This is a genomic window from Sulfurimonas sp., assembly GCF_050296975.1.
GTDB lineage: Bacteria > Campylobacterota > Campylobacteria > Campylobacterales > Sulfurimonadaceae > Sulfurimonas.
Window position 1 is genome coordinate 62,830 of the sequence record NZ_JBNKRX010000030.1, and the last position, 17,393, is coordinate 80,222.

Annotated in this window: 14 protein-coding genes, 1 tRNA gene and 1 pseudogene; 6 read left to right on the forward strand and 10 right to left on the reverse strand. The window is 34.2% G+C overall.

Annotated elements, in window-relative coordinates:
• Positions 1-6: 6 nt before the first annotated feature.
• Entirely contained in the window at positions 7-1,170 is a 1,164-nt protein-coding gene (locus ACQY56_RS08875; RefSeq protein WP_428737895.1) for a pyridoxal phosphate-dependent aminotransferase, read from the reverse strand.
• A gap of 172 nt (positions 1,171-1,342) precedes the next feature.
• On the opposite strand from ACQY56_RS08875, the gene ACQY56_RS08880 reads away from it, so the two are divergent.
• The gene (locus ACQY56_RS08880) at positions 1,343-1,855 is read left to right on the forward strand and encodes a ferritin-like domain-containing protein (protein ID WP_428737894.1); all 513 of its coding nucleotides are present in this window, start codon (positions 1,343-1,345) and stop codon (positions 1,853-1,855) included.
• An 18-nt stretch (positions 1,856-1,873) separates the two neighbouring features.
• Here the strand turns inward: ACQY56_RS08880 and cysE are convergent, their stop codons facing one another.
• From cysE to flgA, 8 genes are all read right to left on the reverse strand, one after another.
• Entirely contained in the window at positions 1,874-2,575 is a 702-nt protein-coding gene (gene cysE, locus ACQY56_RS08885) for a serine O-acetyltransferase (protein ID WP_428737893.1), read from the reverse strand.
• Between the two features lie 9 nt (positions 2,576-2,584).
• Positions 2,585-4,414, reverse strand: a complete 1,830-nt coding sequence (gene speA, locus ACQY56_RS08890) for a biosynthetic arginine decarboxylase (RefSeq protein WP_428737892.1) — start codon at positions 4,412-4,414, stop codon at positions 2,585-2,587.
• Positions 4,415-4,426: 12 nt separating this feature from the next.
• Positions 4,427-6,154: a glutamate synthase-related protein gene (locus tag ACQY56_RS08895; protein WP_428737891.1), complete on the reverse strand. Its 1,728-nt coding sequence runs from the start codon at positions 6,152-6,154 to the stop codon at positions 4,427-4,429.
• On the reverse strand, positions 6,154-7,368 hold the full coding sequence (gene hisS, locus ACQY56_RS08900) for a histidine--tRNA ligase (protein WP_428737890.1): 1,215 nt from the start codon (positions 7,366-7,368) through the stop codon (positions 6,154-6,156). Before hisS ends, ACQY56_RS08895 begins: the two co-directional genes overlap by 1 nt.
• Before the next feature lie 62 nt (positions 7,369-7,430).
• Positions 7,431-8,006 carry a dTMP kinase gene (gene tmk / locus ACQY56_RS08905; protein ID WP_428737889.1) on the reverse strand — a complete coding sequence of 192 codons (576 nt, stop codon included), beginning with the start codon at positions 8,004-8,006 and terminating at the stop codon, positions 7,431-7,433.
• On the reverse strand, positions 7,991-8,482 hold the full coding sequence (gene coaD, locus ACQY56_RS08910) for a pantetheine-phosphate adenylyltransferase (protein WP_428737888.1): 492 nt from the start codon (positions 8,480-8,482) through the stop codon (positions 7,991-7,993). Before coaD ends, tmk begins: the two co-directional genes overlap by 16 nt.
• A gap of 6 nt (positions 8,483-8,488) precedes the next feature.
• Positions 8,489-9,007: a UbiX family flavin prenyltransferase gene (locus ACQY56_RS08915; RefSeq protein WP_428737887.1), complete on the reverse strand. Its 519-nt coding sequence runs from the start codon at positions 9,005-9,007 to the stop codon at positions 8,489-8,491.
• A complete protein-coding gene (gene flgA, locus ACQY56_RS08920; RefSeq protein ID WP_428737886.1) occupies positions 9,004-9,813 on the reverse strand; it encodes a flagellar basal body P-ring formation chaperone FlgA in 810 nt (269 codons plus the stop codon). Before flgA ends, ACQY56_RS08915 begins: the two co-directional genes overlap by 4 nt.
• 648 nt (positions 9,814-10,461) lie before the next feature.
• On the opposite strand from flgA, the pseudogene ACQY56_RS08925 reads away from it, so the two are divergent.
• Positions 10,462-10,722, forward strand: a pseudogene (locus ACQY56_RS08925) (methyl-accepting chemotaxis protein); the annotation flags it as partial.
• An 87-nt stretch (positions 10,723-10,809) separates the two neighbouring features.
• Positions 10,810-11,124 (forward strand): CZB domain-containing protein, encoded by a 315-nt coding sequence (locus tag ACQY56_RS08930; RefSeq protein ID WP_428737918.1) that lies wholly within the window; start codon positions 10,810-10,812, stop codon positions 11,122-11,124.
• Positions 11,125-11,144: 20 nt separating this feature from the next.
• On the opposite strand, the gene ACQY56_RS08935 is transcribed toward ACQY56_RS08930, so the two are convergent.
• Positions 11,145-11,228, reverse strand: a tRNA-Leu gene (locus ACQY56_RS08935).
• A gap of 125 nt (positions 11,229-11,353) precedes the next feature.
• On the opposite strand from ACQY56_RS08935, the gene flgL reads away from it, so the two are divergent.
• The 3 genes from flgL to ACQY56_RS08950 all read left to right on the forward strand — a co-directional run.
• Complete coding sequence (gene flgL / locus ACQY56_RS08940) at positions 11,354-13,441, forward strand: flagellar hook-associated protein FlgL (protein WP_428737885.1); 2,088 nt, start codon at positions 11,354-11,356, stop codon at positions 13,439-13,441.
• Positions 13,442-13,504: 63 nt separating this feature from the next.
• Entirely contained in the window at positions 13,505-15,700 is a 2,196-nt protein-coding gene (locus ACQY56_RS08945; protein ID WP_428737884.1) for a DNA translocase FtsK 4TM domain-containing protein, read from the forward strand.
• 117 nt (positions 15,701-15,817) lie between these two features.
• On the forward strand, positions 15,818-17,393 hold a 1,576-nt coding region (locus tag ACQY56_RS08950; protein WP_428743750.1), incomplete at its 3' end, for a bifunctional aconitate hydratase 2/2-methylisocitrate dehydratase.

A 17,393-nucleotide genomic window follows, 5' to 3' on the forward strand; every position in this document is an offset into this window, starting at 1 on the left:
TTAGTATTACATCTCTTTTACAAACTCTTCGATTCTTTTAATACCTTCACGGATACTTTGAATATCTGTTGCAAATGAAAATCTAAAATAACCTTCACTTCCAAAACCAACACCTGGTACAACTGCTACATTTTTCTTTGCTAAAAGATCTTTTGCAAATGTTAATGAGTCATTGCTTACCTCTTTGATATTTACAAATAGGTAAAAAGCACCATCAGGTTTTAAGACACTAAGTCCATCTACTTCATTAAACAGTTTTACAGCCTCATCACGACGTGCAGCAAACTCTTTTCTCATCATTTCTACATCTGCATCTGCTGAGCCATCTAGCCCTTTAATAGCTGCCATTTGAGTGATTGAACAGATATTTGAAGTACTTTGAGATTGGAGTTTTTTAGTTGCTTTTATAAGTTCTGTATCATGTGCAGCCATATATCCAAAACGCCATCCTGTCATTGCTACAGATTTAGATAAACCATTGATCGTTACTGTACGTTTGTACATATCTTCACTAATACTTGCAGCTGAAGTAAATTCACCATCATATACAAGTTTCTCATACATCTCATCAGAAGCTACAATGATATCAGTACCAACTAAAACTTCCGCCAAAGCTGTTAGTTCAGCTTTTGAGTATACTGCACCAGTTGGATTTGATGGCGTTGTAAGTACTAACATTTTTGTTTTGCCCGTAATAGCATTTTTTAATTGCTGGGGAGTGATTTTAAACCCTGTAGAGTCTTGTGTCTCAATCTCTATAACTGTACCACCACAGTACTTTACAAGTTCAGGGTATGTAACCCAGTATGGAGCAGGGATAATAACTTCATCACCAGCTTGGATTGTTGCAGCAAATAGGTTAAATAGTGAATGCTTTGCACCATTGTTTACAATTACCTGATTTGGAGCATATGTTAAACCATTGTCTTTTTTTAATTTTCCAATTACAGCATTTTTAAGTGCAGGGATTCCATCGACCGCTGTATATTTTGTAAAACCGTCATTGATAGCTTTTATTGCAGCATCTTTAATAACTTGAGGTGTGTCAAAATCTGGTTCACCAGCAGAAAAACTAAGAATATCCTTACCCTCAGCTTTTAACTCTTGCGCTAATGTTGAAATAGCTATAGTAATAGATTCAGATAATGTGTTTATGCGATTTGTTAGCATAATAACCCTTTAGGTGAAAATAATCGAAATTATACAAAGAAAATGCTTAATTGTGAGTTTTCTTTTGAATAATTTTCAGTAAAAAAATTGGTAAATAATAATTATTTTCCTTTAAGCTGCCTTGCTATATAGTTTAGTAATATAAAGTTTACATTACAGAGAAGGAGACATTATGGCAGTTCGAGGAAATTCGATTATTAAAGGTATAGAAATTCAAGAAATTATAGATCTTCTTAATCATGCTTATGCAGATGAATGGTTAGCATATTATCAATACTTTATAGAAGCAAAAGTTGTTAAAGGTATTATGAAAGATGCAGCTATTGCAGAACTTACACAACATGCAACGGATGAGCTTCGTCATGCAAATATGGTTGCAGATAGAATTGTACAACTTGGAGGTACCCCGTTACTTGATCCGCGAGATTGGTTCAATCAAACAAATTGTGGTTATGATGCCCCAACTGATGCAGATGTTGTCGCTATTTTAAATGACTCTATTAAAGGGGAGCAGTGTGCTATTAGTACATACTCTAGTATAGCTGATATGGTAAAAGATAAAGATATTATTACTTATAATATGGTGAGTCAGATTCTAGCTGATGAAGTTGAGCATGAAGAAGACCTTCAAGCGTTACATGATGATATATATGATTTTGTACAGAGTATAAAAAAACAGATGTGAGTTAATGGCTTCTCGCCATTAACTTTTCATAGACTTAATAAATGAATCGTAGATATTTTCAAGTGCAAGGTCTTGATCAAGCAGTTCTTGATTGTCTTTTACTAAGATGTGCTCTAAAATAGCAACTCTTTTGAGTAGATACTCAAACATCTCTTTATTGATATCAGGAAGCATATTGTGCATAAATGGATCTTTACATCTTCCTTTCTCAATGACATGAGCAGGGATGCCAATCGCAGTTGAGCATGATGGGACATTTTTAACAACAACTGAGTTTGCTCCTATTTTAGCATCTTTACCTATCTCTATATTTCCTAAAACTTTTGCACCAGCCCCAACTACGACACCACTGCGAATAGTAGGGTGGCGTTTTCCAAGGGTTAGAGATACTCCACCAAGTGTTACACCTTGGTAAATTAAGACATCATCTTCAATGATTGTAGTTTCACCAATAACTACACCAGTTCCATGATCGATAAATACACGACGACCTATCTGTGCAGCAGGGTGGATATCTATATTTGTCAAAATTTGTGATATCCCCATTAAAATTCTAGCAAGTCTTTTGAAGTTGGCACAATGAAGCTTATGTGCAACGCGGTACCATGCCATAGCCCATATACCAGGGTAATTAAATAAAAAATCGAGTTTAGAGTTTAAAGCGGGATCATTTTTATATGCGTTAGAAAAGTCTTCTTTAATTAATGCAAATATTCCCATTGGTTTACCTTAGTTTGTTGTTCTTAAATAGCCGTTTTGATGTAAAAATATCTCTAGCTTCGAAAGTGTATCAAATTTTTCTTGTTCTGTGATAAAAGTGCTATTGTTTATATCACTTTTAAGTTTATTTAAAATTTCTTCAGTGTTATAACCAATATCATCTAAAATATCCAAGATATTATTTGATTCTATTTCGTTAGTAATTTTGTATCCATTATCATCTATTTCAATTGTATACTCATTTGGATGACTAAAAAGATTATGTTGCATTCCTAAAGTCTCTTGATAAGCACCAACATTGAAAAATGCTAAGAAATAATCGTCTTCATCAATATTTATATCATGAAGATATAAAGGGCGTTCAGGATTAAACTCGATCTCACCATCACTATCACATGTTATATCCCACAGTGAAGCAGCACGAAGTGGGGTAGTGTTTAAATGATGAATCGGCATTACTGGAAAATGTTGACCAAGTCCCCAATAATCTGGTAATGATTGAAATATAGATGCATTTATAAGATAGCGTTCTTGCAGTTTGTTTTGAAGTTGTTCTAACTCATTTGTTGGATTAGAAGATTTTAGATAGAGCGCCTTTTTGATAATATTATGTACCAAAATTTCAGCATTTGATCTATCTTGTAAATCAATATAACCTAAATCAAAAAGTGTAAAGAGTGATTCCATATGATCTAATGCATCGTGAAGGTACTCTATACAGTTTGCATTGGTTAAAAGTTGGTTGAGTTCACGTAACTCTTCAACAAGTGGTGGATTTAACTCTTTAAAATCAAGTGACTTTTCTTGATAATCTTGTGAAAAAAGCTCTAAAACAGGTGTTACTAAAACAGCATGAGAAGCTACTATAAAACGGCCAGATTCTGTAAAAATATCTGGGTGTTCAACACCTTTATTGTTCATAATATCGCCTAGCAAAAAGACAACAGAACTTGAAAATTCATCTATAGAGTAGTTTCGTGCAGTCGAGTTTTCATGTTGATCATATTCAACTGCCAATCCACCACCAATGTTGATACTTTTAAGTGCATCAGCTCCCATCATTTTAAGTTCAGCATAGATGTGTCCAGCTTCTCGCAGTGCTTTTTTAAGTGGTGCAATGTCAGACATTTGTGAGCCTATATGAAAGTGAATCATTGTAAAATTTTCTAATAGGTTAGCTTCTTTTAAAAGTTTTATAGCTTCTAGGATTTCAGTCGAAGTCAGACCAAACTTTGCATCCATACCGCCACTTTTGGCCCAAACACCACTACCAGCACTGTGTAAACGAATCCTGATACCAATATTTGGTACTTTGAGAGTTGACTTTTTTGCAACTTCGATGATAGTTTCTAACTCATTTAATCCCTCAATAGTGATGGTAATGTTATGTCCACTTTGTGCTGCGATGAAACCAAGAGTTATCATCTCTTCATCTTTAAAGCCGTTTACTGTAATGTTTGCTTCTTTTGGTGTTTTAGCCATTGCTAAAATAAGTTCCGCTTTACTTCCAGCTTCTAAGCCATAGTTATACTCTTTGCCTTTTATAGTAATAGCCTCTACAACAGCAGGAAACTGATTTACTTTAAGTGGAAAAACAGCTTGAAACTTTCCATGATAATTATTGTCATTGATAGCTTTTTCAAAATAATTATAAAGAGTTAAAATCTGCTTTTTAATCAAATGTGGGAACCTTAAAATTGTAGGTCCTTTGACATTTTTTTCACGAATTTCATTGATGATTTCTATCAATGAAGGCATAGATTTGTAGTTGAGTTTTATCTCACCGTTCTCAATCAAAAAGTTTTTATTTGACCAAAGATCAATACCAAAATTTTTCAAGTTTTTTTCTACCTATATATGAAGTTTATGATGAAAATATTTATCTATATCGAAGTATATCTCACCATTATGATTTTTGAAAGTTAATTTGTCTTTATCCAAACCTTTTATATTTTTTATCCCCATTACCGCAAGGATAACCTTAAGACTTTTTATGAGATTTTTATGGTAATTTCCTATCTCCATTCCTTCTTTAACTACAAGATAAGAAGCCCTTTTTTTAGGGTCTTGCGTTGCCATTCCAACAGGGCATACGTGTGAACCAAATCCTGAACACATTTTCGCACGGATACATCCACCACTCATCATAAATCCACGTGCAATTCCAACTGCATCTGCTCCCATACACATAGTGATAGCTATATCATCTGGTGTAAGAATTTTTCCACTTGCTATGATTTTTATCTTATCTCTAATTTGATGTTTTTTTAAGATCGTATCAAGTAGATAAAGTGCATTGTTTGTAGTAAGCCCAACTGATTCCATTAGCTCTAATGGTGCAGTAGCACTTCCACCTTCACCACTATCAACTGTGATAAAGTCTGGGATAGGTTTTCCTTCTTTATGTCTTTGCACTATCGCTTTTGCTAGTTCTTCAATAGAGTCTACATCAGAAATAACTATTTTAAAACCAACAGGTTTTTTAGAAAGATTCTGCAACTTTTCTACAAAGTATAAAAGATTTTCTAATGAATCTGCAAAAGGAAATCTATTTGGTGAAAATAGATCTTTCCCCTCTTCAACACCACGGTAGTAAGCGATATCTGCGGTAACTTTACTTCCTGCTAATTTTCCACCGGTTTGTTTTGCACCTTGGGCTATTTTTATCTCTGTCATACGACAAAATGAGATCACTTTTTTGTATCGCTCTTCATCAAATGCTCCATTTTCGTCTCTAACGCCATAAAGTCCAGAACTCATTTGAAATATCATATCTGGCACACTTTGCGGTACCTCTTTTGGAAAAACATCAAGTGGCGCATCCCAGTTTATACGAAAAAGTACATGTGAAGCTGTATCGTAGATATAAGTGTTTTGTGTCTTTTTATTGAGTAAAATAGTCCTATACCATTTAAGCGCAACTTTTCTGTTAAATACACAATCACCTATTTTAAAAATGATTTCTGCTAAAGGGGTGCTTTTTACAACTTCTAAAAATTTATCATTTTTGAGGTTGGGTTTAAAAGTAAAAAGGTGATTTGATGTGAGAGCACCTTCTCCTGTATTTATTGTGAGGTCTGAATTTTTTCCAGCTAGTGCAAAAGCACGAACAGCTTCAGGAGAGAGAGCTCCATCACTCATTGCAGAACGTATAACAGGTGTTTTTGCAACAAAAGGGATTTCTCGATTTTCACCAAATACTACACTTGTATCTTCATCTACCTCATCTTCATTGAGTACATTTGTTGCATGTTTGATGATGAAACGTGAACCAGCAAAAGGTTGATGTACAGAAAATGACATATAGTTTGGCTTGTCTTTAGCAGCTTTATAAACCCAATCAACTTTATCTTTTGATTCATAAAATGTCTCATCTGCAAAGTATTGACGCAAAGGTTCACGAAGTGCTTCAAAAAAGTACCGCATCCTTCCAATAACTGGGTAGTTTATAAGGAGGGCATGTTTACGTTGGACATACTTGTCGTGAATAAATAAAAAAATTATAAAAACAGTTAATACTAATATAAAAAACTCAAAAAACTCTAGAAAAAAAGACCAAGCCGAATGTAGGTTTTCCATTAAAAATCCTCTAATTTAATTATCTCTTCCGTTTTCGTTTGTAAATCTTTCACCCATATCGTTTTATTTTCTAATTCATTTGTTCCAATAACACAGCAAAATCGTGCATTTACCTTATCGGCACCCTTGAGGTGGTTTTTAAGGTTTTTTGACTTGTATTCGCATGTTACTTGTTTTGTAGAGCGTTTTTTATGTGTAATCTCCATTACAAGTGAGACAGCTTCTTCATCCATCGCACCTATATAGTAACCGTTACGTTTTTCTGGAGGCATTTTAATTAGCTCTAAAAGTCTTTCAATCCCCATTGCAAAACCAACAGCAGGGGTAGCTCTACCATCTAAGAACTCTACAAGTCTATCATAGCGTCCACCACCTGCAATTGCACTCTGACTTCCTATATCATCACTAACAAACTCAAATGCAGTTTTAGAGTAGTAATCAAGTCCGCGAACGAGGTTTGTATCGATCTCATACTCGATTTTACTTCTATCTAAAATCTCTTTAAGTTTATCAAAATCGCTTTGACATCCATCACACAAAGAGTTGATGAGTTTTGGTGCTTTTATATATAGAGATTGACATTTTTCATTTTTACAATCAAGTACACGAATAGGATTTGTTGTTTTTCTTCTTTGGCAATCTTCACATATATCACTTTCAACACTTTCGATGAAACTTACTAAGTTATCGCGATACTGAGGCATACAGTTTTGATCACCTAGTGAGTTTAGTTGTAGTCTATAACCGATTCCTAGTGCTTTTAAAATATCACTTATCATAAGAATGATAGTGGCATCTTCATGAACAGATTCTATGCCAAAGCTTTCACAACCAAATTGATGAAACTGTCTTAAACGTCCTTTTTGTGGTCTTTCATAACGAAACATAGGTCCATGATAGAAATATCTATAAACTCCACCAGCACGATCAAGCTTATTTTGAATAAATGCACGAACAACTCCAGCAGTACCTTCTGGACGCATACAAACGTCGTTTTCACCTTTATCTATAAACTGATACATCTCTTTGCCAACAATATCGCTTGATTCGCCAACTGAACGTTTAAAAAGGGCTGTTTCTTCTAAAATTGGAGTTTCGATAAAATGAAATCCATAACGAGTCGCTATTTGTGTAGCTGTTTTTATAAAATATGTATATCTTTGATACTCGTCATCATTTAAAATATCATTCATTCCACGAAGAGATTTAATCATTTTTAGCCTTATTAAAAAAAGTTTAAAAGGATACCATTTTTATCTTTATATTTAGTTATGCTCTAATTGATATTATTTAGTATTTTCTTTGTTATAGTCTCTATAGGCTGTGTAGCATCGATAATAACAAGTTCTATTTTTAAAAGTTTAGCTGCTTGAATAATTGCATCTTGAATGTTTAAAAGATACTCACTGCCACGAAGCTCAATCCCATCCAACTCTTTTTGCGAAAGTCTAAATTCAAGTTCCTCTTTTGTGAGTTGTAATAAAAAAACTTTTTGAGGGTATGTATTGTTTGTTGCGAAATTGTTAAGTGACACTAGCTCATTTTGGGCAATTTCACCATGAATAAGTGCGTACGCGACACCACTAATAGCACTTCGATCAGAGATAATCATTTTTGTGTCTATATTTGGCTCAATTACCTCTTTGAGATGTTCTGCTCGATCAGCTAAGAAGAGTAAAAACTCCGCTTTTTTACTTTTTGCACGAGCTGAAAGTACAAGTTCGCGGATTTCACGTCCAAGCTCAGTTGCACCTGGTTCTTTTGTGATGATAGCCTCAGGATATTTTTGTGCTAGAGCAGCAATTTGTGTACTTTTTCCTGCAGTATCAATCCCCTCTATTGCAATGTACATGAATCCATACCTCTAATGATTTTTTGTACCTCTGGTGGCAGTAGATGGTCTGTTTTACCATTAAATTTTAGTAAGTTTCGAACAATTGATGATGATATAAATGCATGATTTAGTTTTGGCATTAAATAGACTGTTTCTATTGTATCGTCAAGCGAATTATTTAAGTATCCAAGTTGGAGCTCATATTCAAAATCACTTACCGCTCTAAGACCACGAATAAGCACTTTTGCATTGTGTGCATTTGCCAACTCTACCGTTAAAGTGTCAAAACCTACAACACTCACACCATCCATATGTTTTGTGGCAGCCTTTGCCATCTCTATACGTTCATCAAGTGTAAACATTGGCTTTTTATCTATAGATGTAGCGACTGCTACAATCACTTCATCAAAGAGATTTTTAGCACGTTCAATAATATCGTAATGCCCTTTGGTAATAGGATCAAAAGTCCCAGGGTAAAGTGCTATTTTATTCATAAATTACTATTCCCATCTTTTATATAAATTATTTTCAATACCTAGAAGATCGAACCATTTCCCAATTACAAAATCTTCCATCTCTTCTAAAGTTTGTTGCTTCGAATAATACGCCATTACAGGTGGAGCGATGATGATTCCTAAACTCGAGAGTTTATGCATATTTTCAAGTGCTATGGCTGAAAAAGGGATTTCTCGTGGTGCTAAAATCAGTTTTTTTTGTTCTTTTATCATAACTGCTGCACATCTTGTGACAAGATTATCACTAATGCCACAAGCAATTTTTGCTAAAGTATTCATACTGCATGGTGCTATAATCATTGCATCAACTCCAAAAGAACCAGAGGCTACACTTGCTGAGATATCTACATCATCATGATATGTAATACCTTGCTCTTTATCCAAAACAGTTTTAGAGTTTTCACTCATAATAAAATGTTTTTCTATATTTTCTGGAAGCAGTTTTAAAGTTTTTAAACCTAAATTTACTCCACTTGCTCCACTTGTTGCAACTACTATTTTCATTTTATTTTTGCCCTGTTTTTACCTATAACTATTACTCTAATTTTTTTACCTTTGTTATTTTCAACAAAAATAGTATCACCCATACATCCACTTTGTAAAGCTTTAGCACTAAAAGTGATAAGGATTGAGCCATTTTGCAACATTACATTTACATTTGCATCTCTTTTTATCACTTCAAGAGGTGTAACATCTCGATCAGTAATAATCTCACCTTTTTTCATCGAGTGTTTTAATTCCCAAGTAGCATCTTCAATTTCTTGAAGAGGCATAGCATTAAATTTATCTAGAATTATACTATTTTTTAAAGTGTTTATTTTTGAGAGCTCACTATTTCGTGATAAATCATTTTTTAGCGTAAGTACTGTGATTGATGCTTGAATTATATAGTTAAAAAAAATCATTTTGTTTTGCTGAGTTTTTATTGCAACAACGCCATTACGACTTAGATGCTCGTGTGAGCGAATATCAATAGTATAGTTTTTTGGCATATTTTCCATATAAGAGCGTGGTTCCAGAGTTATTTTTTTGATATCTATAGTTTTGTATTTTTCTGTGTAGTATTTTTCTAAAAAGTTGTGTATTTTTGAAGTATCAATAGGGCTGATTTTATTAAATTGGATATAAGGATAGGGTGATGAAAAATCTTTGTAACCATATTTTTTTAAAATTTTGAGAAGTTCATCAGCTTTAATTCTTTTTATATGTTTTGTTTGTGAAAGTTTAAATAATGCAACATCATTTTCTAAACTTCCTACAATATGGGAGAGCTTAATGGTGTCATCTTCTATATAATAATTTCTTTGCAAACTTGCACTATAAAGGCTTGAAACTAATAATAGGACGATAGTAAAGATTTTTATATACATAGTTCTCTTGTAAAATTTTTTATCATTCTACCATTTTTATAACAATAAAATTCAAATATAACTTAATCTAATTTAGCCCTAATTTCCGTGAAAAAAGCTAAAGATTAAATTAATAATTAATGCTATATGATACATGTGTACAAAGCAAATGAAGGGAGGTACACCGTGGGATTCTTTAGTAACTGCGATATGGAAAACGCAAAAATAAAACAACTTGAGAGTGAAAATGCCAAGTTGCAAGATGAGATTGAAGAGTTGAAAGTACTTCTCTTAGAAAAAGAGCAAGGGAGTAGTGCTCAAAGTGTTTCAAATGAGGCAGTTGCACGTGATGAAATTATCCAAATGCTACTTCTATCATATGGTAGTGGTGTAGGATTTGTAAAGAATATTTTACAATCAACTGTTGATTCGTTAGATGAAGCGGGTGATTTAAATGGACGAACAAGTCATAGAATAGAAACTGTTCAAAAAGAGGGTAATTCTATCAATGAATCGATTGACCAAATTGCTCAAGAAGCAGTAAATTTAGATAATGGTGCCTCGTCACTTAATAACAGTGTTGCATCAATTGGTGAGATTATTAATCTTATTAAAGATATCTCAGATCAAACAAACTTACTTGCACTTAATGCTGCGATTGAGGCTGCGCGTGCAGGTGAACATGGTCGTGGATTTGCTGTTGTTGCTGATGAAGTTAGAAAACTAGCTGAGCGTACACAAAAAGCAACTCAAGAGGTTGAAATCAGCATCTCTCAGTTAAAACAAAACACTTCAGAGATTCAAGATATCTCTGAACTTTTTAGGGATAATACAGGAAAAATGACAGAGACTTTGGCAGCCTTTTTTGAAGAGTTAGAATTTGTCATTAAAAACTCACATAGAATTACTGAAATAACTTCTAGTATTACAAATGAAGTTGGTATCGGTAATGGTAAAATGGATCATATTTTACTCAAACTATTGGGTTATAATGCCTTTATAAACAATGAAAATCCAACTATCGGTGATGAACACAGCTGTGTATTTGGTAAATGGTTTAATGAAAATAAAGAACAAATTAAAAATTCACCAAAAGTGATTAGTAGTGTAACAGCACATCATGCTAATGTTCATAACTCGATTAAAGATGCTATAGAGCAGTGGAAAAATCATGATTATAACAAAGCTATAGAGACTATGAAATCTGTTGAACACTCAAGTGAAGTAGGTTTTGAAGAGCTTTATAGTGCATTTGTAAATACACATCAATAAATTACTGCAATTTTCAAAAGTGGTACCAGCGGGGGGACTTGAACCCCCACATCCGAAGATAACGGATTTTGAATCCGTCGTGTCTACCATTCCACCACGCTGGCTAAATCTGTGAAATAATAATCATATGTTACTTAAAAGTAAATAATATTTTGCCGATATGGGTGTAGTATGGAACTTAAATTGCTAAGTTAGTGATAATATATGAATATTTTTTTGGAGGTCTGTTATGCGTGTAACATCAAGTATGTACTACAACAGTATTTATAGTAAAAACAATTCAAGTTTAAATAAAGAACTTTTTGATGTCAACAAACAGATAGCTTCAGGACTAAAAATACAATACGCTGGTGAGGATGTTTCTATATTTTCACGAACAATGCGTTTGGATAATGAGATAACAACACTCTCTCAGATTAAATCAAGTGCTGAAAATGGTTTTAAAGTCTCAGATCAAACAGATACAGTTATGAATGGGTTTAATGACCTTATAAATCGTTTTAGAACATTGCTACTCCAAGCTTCAAATGATACTAACGATGAAACATCAAGAGATGCAATAGCGAGTGAACTAAGAGGGATTGAAAGCAATTTAAGAGGTTTAGCAAATACTTCTATTGATGGAAAATATCTTTTTTCAGGTTCAGCAGTTGATGTAATGCCGATTGATGAGAATGGTGTTTATCAAGGGAATGATGGAGTTTTAAGTTCTCTTATTGGATCAAATAACAAACAACAGTTTAATCTATCGGGTGCTGATCTATTTTTGGGTGAAAATACTTCAGTTCGTCGTGAAATCGTTACAAATGTAGCTAATCAAAATCTTTTAAAAGATTATGCAGCTCTACAAGCAGATACATCGGATGCTGAAAACTTGTCAACTTCAAGTACTATGAGACAATTTATGGGAGATATAGATAATACATCTACACCTGCAAATACATATTATTTCTATTTACGCGGAACAAAAAGTGATGGAACAAATTTTAATGCAAAAGTCTCATACTCAGATACAGATACGGTAAGTGATCTTTTAGATGAAATTGGCAAACAGTTTGGCAATACAGGCTCTCAAGATGTTGTCAATGTGTCTTTAAATAGTTCTGGTGAGATTGTGATTCAAGATAAGTTAAAAGGTTCATCAAAATTAGACTTTAACTTAGTTGGTGCTGTAGATTTTTCAGGCGGAACTGCAGCTGATGTTACAAGTATAGATTCTCTTGATGATGGAGAAACAGATTTTGATGCTATTATTGGTGCGACATCAACAGCAGTAAATCCTGATCTATTTGTAAAAGAGTTTAGTAAATCTGGGTTTACATCAGCAAGTGGTGCAGCAACTAATATTGAGGGATTAGTATATGATAGAACACAGTTTAGTATAAGTGGTTCAGATATAACATCAAATGTAGCACAAATTGTAAGGGCTGATAATACTATTGCTGATACTACAACGAAACTTTCTGAAGTTTTTGATCTTTCACAAGGAACTGCAGATACACTTGATGGTACACAACTTCGTCTTACTGGTACAGCTATAGATGGTGTAACTTCATATGATGTTACAATCAATTTAGATAGTGCGGGTTCAACGTTTACAGACAATAACACAGCAACTACTTATGATATTTTTAATATGGACACAGCAGGTCGCTCAGCTGTAGATGCTGATGAGATGACTTATCAACAACTTCTTGATGTAGTAAATATGGCTGTAACAAATAACTTTCCAGCAGGTGCAGCAGATACTGATTATGATACAGCGATAGAAAGTTCAAGACTTCGTGGAGATACTTATATAACTTATGATGGAAAAATTGCTTTTAAAGATTTAACAAGTGGCACCACACAAGCAACTATAGCACTTTATGATGCAAATAGTGGAGATTTTTCTGCTGATGCTTCAGTTGCAACTTTTAATTCAAATAATACTTTAACAGTACGTGATCCTAAAAATGACTTTTTCAAATCTCTTGATGAGATGATTACAGCTGTAGAAGAGTATAAAAATTTTCCAGATGCATCAACAGGCTCACAAAGAGCAATAGGGATGCAAAGTGCGATTGCAAGAATTGACGATCTTCAAGATCATATCTCAAGTATGCACGCTAAAGTAGGGGCTCAATCAAACACACTTCAACAATCGCTTGAAAGAGTAGAAACTTTAGATATAGCAACGCAGTCGTTACGATCTTCGGTAGTAGATACAGATATGGCAGAAGCATCTTTAACATTACAACAATTAACAGTAAATTACCAAGCAATGCTTTCTACAGTAGGAAAAGTTTCACAGCTGAGTTTAGTCAATTATTTATAATTGGAACATTTTTAGCTATACTTCTTTTAAAATTTAGTTATATTTTTTAGAAGGTTAATTGATTTGAGAGATACTTTTTTTATATTTGTTTTTGGCGTATTTATCTATCTAGGATTTGCAACAATCCTAGGTACTACTTCATTGATGGGAAGTTTTGGTGTAAGTTTTGCATCTTTTAATCATCTTTATTTCGGATACATCTCTTATGTATATCTATTCATTTTACTTTTCCCACTCTATAAACTTTATAAAAACATAACTTTTGACACAAGAACAGCAGAGTTAAGCATAGCTTCTTTTTTAATCCTTTTCTCTTCACTTTTAGCACAAGCTCTTATCGTTACGGATGAACTTCGAGGAAAATTTGGTGGTGATTTTGTAGATTTTTTATCTCCATACATTGGTATTTTTGGTTTGTGGGTTTTTTGGTTTGTTATTACATTGGTTGCTATTGTAATTGTTTTTGAAAAAGATGTTTTAGAACTTATTTCACATATTACGCAGCCTATTAAAACTCCTGTTTTTTCAGATGTTCAAAACTTAGATGAGCTAGAGACTTCAAATGATGTGAAAAAAATTGTTATAGATATTAAACAAGAAAATAGCATAGATGATTTTTTTAGTGATGATATAGATGAGGATATTGTTGAAAAAGAGATAGAGCCTCTTGAAAAAACACCTGTTTATGAAGAGATTAACGAAGAGATCGATAAACCTGCTTTTTTACGTAAAACAAGTAATAAACACAATATTCTTGATCTAGCAAAAGAGGTTAAAGAGCATAAAAATACTCTTATTGTAGATGAACTAGAGGAAAATAAAAAACTTTTAGAAGATATTGAGATTGGTAAAACTGAAAAACCTAAAAATTTCAAACTTCCATTGTTAGATTTTCTGCAAAAACCTACAAAAACATCGAAATCTATTGATGAGAGTGAACTTGATGGGAAAATTAAATACCTTATAGATAAATTAGCACATTTTAAAATAGATGGTGATGTTGTTCGTACATACGCTGGACCTGTTGTATCTACATTTGAGTTTAAACCAGCTGCAAATGTTAAAGTAAGTAAGATTTTAAACCTTCAAGATGACTTAGCTATGGCACTCTCAGCTGAAACTATACGTATTCAAGCACCAATCCCTGGAAAAGATGTAGTGGGAATTGAGATACCAAATGATACAGTTGAGACTATCTATCTACGTGAGCTTTTAGATGATAAACTGTTTCAAAACTCTTCATCACCACTTACTATTGCTTTGGGAAAAGATATAGTAGGTAAACCTTTTGTAACAGATCTTAAAAAACTCCCTCATTTACTTATAGCAGGGACAACAGGAAGTGGTAAAAGTGTTGGTATCAATGCAATGATTCTCTCATTGCTTTACAAAAACTCTCCAGATCAATTAAGACTGCTTATGATTGATCCAAAAATGTTGGAGTTTTCTATTTATAATGACATTCCACATTTACTTACGCCTGTAATTACAAAGCCAAAACAAGCAATTGCAGCACTTAATAACATGGTTGCAGAGATGGAGCGTCGTTATGCTGCAATGGCAGATACTCGTACAAAAAACATCGAAAATTACAATGAAAAAGCAAAAAAAGAGAAATATGAACCCTTCCCTTATATTGTAGTAATTATTGATGAGTTAGCTGATCTTATGATGACAAGTGGAAAAGATGTAGAACACTCAATTGCTCGTCTTGCACAGATGGCAAGAGCTTCTGGTATTCACTTAGTTGTTGCAACACAAAGGCCATCTGTTGATGTTGTAACTGGTCTTATTAAAGCAAATTTACCATCACGAATCTCTTATAGAGTAGGGCAAAAAGTTGACTCTAAAATTATTTTAGATCAAATGGGTGCAGAATCATTACTTGGACGTGGCGATATGCTCTTTACCCCTCCAGGAGCTACAGGATTAGTTCGTTTACATGCACCATGGAGTACTGAAGCAGAGATAGATAAGATTGTGGAGTTTATAAAAGCACAGCGTGATCCTAATTATGATAAAAGCTTTTTAGTAGAAGACACATCTGAGTCAAGTGAACGAAATGAAGTGTTTGAAGAACTCGATCCACTCTATGAAGAGGCAAAAAGTGTAGTATTAAATGATAGAAAAACATCTATCTCCTATTTACAACGGAAACTTCAAATAGGTTACAATCGTTCTGCAAGAGTGATAGAACAACTTGAACAAGAGGGTGTTTTATCTGCTCCAAATGCAAAGGGGATACGAGAGATTCTTTAGTGTGTTACAAAAAGTAAACATAAAAATATTTTTATGTGTAATTAAGTAACACTAGCTCCTTTCTGTTTTTTTTCTTCGATATAATATTCAAAATTTTAAGCAAAACAGGAAATCAAAATGGGATTTAGAGAAGAATATGCTGCTCACGTAGCAGAGAGAAAAGCGTTAGGCGTTCCTCCACTACCACTTACTGTTAAACAAACAGAAGAAGTTATTGAATTTATCAAAACTGGTGAATACGTTGAAGAGATGTTAGATCTTCTTGCAAATCGTGTTTCTCCAGGTGTTGACGATGCTGCTTATGTTAAAGCTGCTTTTTTAAATGAAGTAGCGATGCAAGAGCATAAAGTAGCTGCAATCACTCCAGAAACAGCTGTTACAATGTTAGGGACAATGCTTGGTGGTTATAATGTTAAACCTATCGTAAATGCACTAAGTTCAACAAATGAAGCTGTTGTAAAAGCTGCTGTTGAAGCACTTTCTCATACGTTACTTGTATACGATGCATTTAATGATGTCGAAGAGTTACACAAAGCTGGAAATGCAGCTGCTACTGAAGTGATGACTTCTTGGGCAAATGCACAGTGGTTTAGTGAAAAACCTGCTTTAGAAGAAAAAATTACTGTAACTGTATTTAAAGTTCCAGGTGAGACCAATACAGATGATCTTTCACCAGCTTCTGAAGCATTTACACGTTCAGATATTCCACTTCATGCAAACTCTATGCTTACTGCAAAAATGGATAACCCACTTGAAACTATCAAAGAGTTAAAAGAAAAAGGGAATATTGTTGCTTATGTTGGTGATGTAGTTGGTACTGGTAGTTCAAGAAAATCTGGTGTTAACTCTGTTCAATGGCACATGGGTGAAGATATCGCTGGTGTTCCAAACAAAAGAACTGGTGGTGTTGTAATTGGTGGAATCATTGCTCCAATTTTCTTTGCAACTTGTGAAGACTCAGGTGCACTTCCATTAGAGATGGATGTATCAAATATGGATACAGGCGATGTAATTGAAATATATCCATATAAAGGTGAAGCTCATAAAAATGGTGAGTGTATAGCTACTTTTGCTCTTCGTCCAAATACAATCACTGATGAAGTTCGTGCAGGTGGACGTATCCCATTAATTATTGGTCGTGGTTTAACTTCTAAAGCACGTTCAGTTTTAGGTATGAGTGCATCTGATCTGTTTTTAGCACCTGAGCAACCAGCTGATAATGGTAAGGGGTATACTTTAGCTCAAAAAATGGTTGGAAAAGCTTGTGGAGTAGCAGGGATTCGTCCAGGTATGTATTGTGAGCCAGAGATGAGCACAGTAGGTTCTCAAGATACAACTGGTCCTATGACTCGCGATGAGCTTAAAGATCTTGCGTGCCTTGGCTTCTCTGCGGATTTAGTTATGCAGTCTTTCTGCCATACTGCAGCTTACCCAAAACCCGTTGACGTCGTCACTCACCACACACTTCCTGACTTCATCATGAACCGTGGCGGTGTTTCTCTACGCCCTGGTGACGGTATCATCCACTCTTGGTTGAACCGTATGCTACTTCCAGACACAGTAGGTACTGGCGGTGACTCACATACCCGCTTCCCTCTAGGTATCTCTTTCCCTGCTGGTTCGGGTTTGGTTGCGTTCGCTGCAGCAACCGGCGTTATGCCACTTGACATGCCTGAGTCTGTATTGGTTCGCT

What these genes read in the sequence shown, in the direction of transcription:
- ACQY56_RS08875 (WP_428737895.1), bottom strand. Translation starts at nt 1,170, where the DNA reads ATGCTAACAAATCGCATAAACACATTATCTGAATCTATTACTATAGCT.
- ACQY56_RS08880 (WP_428737894.1), top strand. Translation starts at nt 1,343, where the DNA reads ATGGCAGTTCGAGGAAATTCGATTATTAAAGGTATAGAAATTCAAGAA.
- cysE (WP_428737893.1), bottom strand. Translation starts at nt 2,575, where the DNA reads ATGGGAATATTTGCATTAATTAAAGAAGACTTTTCTAACGCATATAAA.
- ACQY56_RS08895 (WP_428737891.1), bottom strand. Translation starts at nt 6,154, where the DNA reads ATGGAAAACCTACATTCGGCTTGGTCTTTTTTTCTAGAGTTTTTTGAG.
- hisS (WP_428737890.1), bottom strand. Translation starts at nt 7,368, where the DNA reads ATGATTAAATCTCTTCGTGGAATGAATGATATTTTAAATGATGACGAG.
- tmk (WP_428737889.1), bottom strand. Translation starts at nt 8,006, where the DNA reads ATGTACATTGCAATAGAGGGGATTGATACTGCAGGAAAAAGTACACAA.
- coaD (WP_428737888.1), bottom strand. Translation starts at nt 8,482, where the DNA reads ATGAATAAAATAGCACTTTACCCTGGGACTTTTGATCCTATTACCAAA.
- ACQY56_RS08915 (WP_428737887.1), bottom strand. Translation starts at nt 9,007, where the DNA reads ATGAAAATAGTAGTTGCAACAAGTGGAGCAAGTGGAGTAAATTTAGGT.
- ACQY56_RS08930 (WP_428737918.1), top strand. Translation starts at nt 10,810, where the DNA reads ATGGATCATATTTTACTCAAACTATTGGGTTATAATGCCTTTATAAAC.
- flgL (WP_428737885.1), top strand. Translation starts at nt 11,354, where the DNA reads ATGCGTGTAACATCAAGTATGTACTACAACAGTATTTATAGTAAAAAC.